Annotated in this window: 5 protein-coding genes; 1 reads left to right on the plus strand and 4 read right to left on the minus strand. The window is 36.1% G+C overall.

The window, feature by feature from the left end:
• Positions 1–104: 104 nt before the first annotated feature.
• The 4 genes from GA0061080_RS12025 to GA0061080_RS12040 form a co-directional block, all read right to left on the minus strand.
• Positions 105–422, minus strand: coding sequence for a YqaJ viral recombinase family protein (locus GA0061080_RS12025; RefSeq protein WP_091126120.1), 318 nt, complete (start codon positions 420–422; stop codon positions 105–107).
• Positions 406–1,101 (minus strand): ERF family protein, encoded by a 696-nt coding sequence (locus GA0061080_RS12030; RefSeq protein WP_085165777.1) that lies wholly within the window; start codon positions 1,099–1,101, stop codon positions 406–408. Before GA0061080_RS12030 ends, GA0061080_RS12025 begins: the two co-directional genes overlap by 17 nt.
• Before the next feature lie 191 nt (positions 1,102–1,292).
• A complete protein-coding gene (locus GA0061080_RS12035) occupies positions 1,293–1,583 on the minus strand; it encodes a hypothetical protein (RefSeq protein WP_091126124.1) in 291 nt (96 codons plus the stop codon).
• A 103-nt stretch (positions 1,584–1,686) separates the two neighbouring features.
• On the minus strand, positions 1,687–1,971 hold the full coding sequence (locus GA0061080_RS12040) for a hypothetical protein (RefSeq protein WP_091126127.1): 285 nt from the start codon (positions 1,969–1,971) through the stop codon (positions 1,687–1,689).
• A gap of 109 nt (positions 1,972–2,080) precedes the next feature.
• Between GA0061080_RS12040 and GA0061080_RS12045 the strand changes: the two genes are divergently transcribed.
• Entirely contained in the window at positions 2,081–2,422 is a 342-nt protein-coding gene (locus tag GA0061080_RS12045; protein ID WP_141683170.1) for a hypothetical protein, read from the plus strand.
• The last annotated feature ends 670 nt before the right edge of the window (positions 2,423–3,092 follow it).

A 3,092-nucleotide genomic window follows, 5' to 3' on the forward strand; every position in this document is an offset into this window, starting at 1 on the left:
GTTAAGGAAAAGCAATTGGAGAATTTATTTTGCTCATCGGACACGCATTTTGTTAAAATGAAAGCTGATGAGTAATATGTGTCTGTCAGATTAAGCTTGAGCTACTACACTAGGCCGTCAGGACTAGCGCCAGCGTTTTCAATTGTAGGGTGGGGGATAAAACCAACCTCGCTTACCTTGCAAAGGTTTTCAAGCTCGTAGCAACGTCTGGCTTCAGGTTCTAATTCAGTGCCTCGTTGCATTGCTGCGTTAGAGTATGATTCGGTCGGTTTTTCTGTTAGTCGCTCGCAAATTAGCTGAGCCATGTAATTTTGACGGCTAGCTGCATAGCCGTTTTTTGTTTTTGTCATCACATCGCTAATTTTGCTTGCTGTTACTTTACCAAGCCTAGCCTGAAACCACTCATCAATTCGTTGCTCCATGTTCTTTTGCCTTGTTTACAAATTCATTCATTTTATCAGTCCCGATTATGTCACGTTGTTTTTTCGTCAGTGACTTCCAAAAATTACGGAACAAATCAAGACCATTAATAACATGTTGTTCGCATAATGATAAAAGTAGGTTCAGATATTCAGGATCGACGGTGTTACCATTTATTCTTCCATCCATGTCGTCATCGGCTGTTGTGATTCCTAAAGCGCCAATTAATGTGTACCTTTGCAAATAGGTAACAGTTGAACCGATAGCTTGAACGTCATTTTTACTACCTGTTTTATCAGGTGATGCGTTCATTGTAGTGGATTCTTTATGACCGTCTAAATGGCTGACGATGCAAGATACAGTTATTCCGTTGCTATGGTCTTGCTCAAATCTAATACTCAACCCGTTATTAAATAAAACGTCTTTAATTTGAGCGATAATGTCTCCAAGCGGTGTATATTTGTAATGATGTCCATCTTTCTTTTTTATGAGAGTTGGACACTGTTGCTGAAACTGGGCTAGTGCGTGATTAAATGCTTTTTGCGCTTGTGATTTTTCCCAACGCTCTTGCAAGTCCATCAGCTTTTCAAGGCTTGCTATGTCCGTGCCTTTTGTAATTGCTTTGTCAATTAAATTTATTGGTAAAAAATCAGTATTTGCTTGAATAATTTCTGTTGCCATTTTTATATTTCCTTTAATTAGTTGCCACTTCTAACATCCAGCGAATAAGCATAAACAATCCGCCCAGCGTCAAAATGTAGGTACAAAAAAGGGCGTATATTTGCTCGCCCTTGTTTAGTTTGTAATTAATATTAAATCGGTCTGTTTGATAAACATTACAGCCGACGTAGTCAATCGGTATTGTGTTCATGCTATTTCCTCAATTCTTCGAAAAACCAATCTGTTATGTCACTATAGTGCTTTAAATCTTCATCAGCTAAAGTGTTGGAAAACCACAAACCGTTACTCCAACGGCGAGATGAACGCCCGATTAGCGTCGGTACAGGAATGCTATATTTAAGACTTATTGCGCTTACTCTGTTTGACCAACCAACATCCGCATCTAAACAAGCATTTAACACTAACGCTAATTCATGCTCAGTTTTACATTCAACATACCAATCTAGCTGTTGTAATCGTTCAATAATCTTTTTACTTGTCATTGTTTTATCCCTTGTCTATTTGCTAATTCTGTAAAAAAGCCCCATTTCTGGGGCAAGCGGATTTGCATGTACTCGTCTTTCCGAGTTGTCAAAATTAGTTAGCTTAATAAAATGATTTTTTATTTTTTTCATTAAAAATAAATTCAGCTTTTTCATAACATATGAGCTTTAATGCTTTTTGAACTGAATCAGTGTCAACATCATCCCAACCAAACGCTTTCATTATTTTTTCTTCAATTTCTAGATAATCACTATCGCTGAGTTTGTCATAAAGTTCGTTTGATTGAGCTTTAATTTCTGCTTCTTTAGCGTCTTGCATTTCAGTGCCACTCATCATTTTGCAATATGCTCTTTCGTAACCGTTCTCTACAGCTCTATGTAATTGCATAATTCACCTCGAAATTTGGTAGTTTTAATTCATAAATTCACTCGTAAATAAGTTTGTGAATAATATATTTGGCAGTATAATGCGTTTTATTTATACAAAAGGAACTGATATGAATATATTCAATAGGTTAGTTAGGGGAGAGCTTAGCCTAACCGTAACTTTTTGGGTGTTTGGTGTTTTTGTTTTTTTTGTTTTGCAGTTATCAACATTTATAATTTTTTGTTTATCTAAAAACTCAGTTTATGGAGCAGGGCTAATATTTTTAGTTTTTTTAGCTAGGTGCATATTGATGTTAATGACTTCAATAGGGCTATGGAAAATGATACTAAACAAAAACTCTGTTTTGGCACTTTTAGCCTTCCTATTAATGGGGTTAGTTTTCATTTATACTTGCTCAGATATAATCGCAGCTGCAAGAGTCTTTTTGAGAATATTATCACGCATTTCATAATTTATTTGTAAGCTATTTGCTAATTATCAAACTAGATGGCTCTCGTTGAAAGACATTTGGTTTGAATATTAGATGCAGACCTCTCAGCCTGCTTGGTGGTTTACCTGCACAATTCATCCAGTCACCCACTAGGCGGAATCAGCAACCAGTAGCCGCCTCTAATCTCTGGTTACTATATAAAATTAAGCAATCTTTTTACTAAAGAACTTGATGGCCAGTCGGTCTCTTTCGAGGCTGGGAGTGATTAAGTCGCTCACCCGATGCGTACTGCTGTAATTGCTATCAAAACCGCTGTACTTTCATATGCTTCAGCTAGCTACTTGAATCTCGCTTAACTAATTAAGTAACTCGTGGTATTGCTTAATTCTTTTGTTAAGTTGATTTGTTTTGATGTGATTATTACAATATAAGTTGTTATTAATATCAACACCTAAAGTTGTTATTATTTTTAATTAAGTTGTTAAGCTGTTGTTTTTGTGTGATTGATTGTTATTCGTTTGCTTGTTTTTTAATCAGTAAAGGTGTTTTAAAGTTGTGGTGGGATTTTAGGTGTGAAAAAAAAGCCCCGAAAGGGGCTCAGATTGATGACAAAGAACTCGCTTTTTGGCGAGTTCTTTGATCTAATAGAGAGGAGTCCATTATAAGAGGAATTCTTCTATGCTAAAAAAAC

The sequence above is a fragment of the Gilliamella intestini genome, assembly GCF_900094935.1.
GTDB lineage: Bacteria > Pseudomonadota > Gammaproteobacteria > Enterobacterales > Orbaceae > Gilliamella > Gilliamella intestini.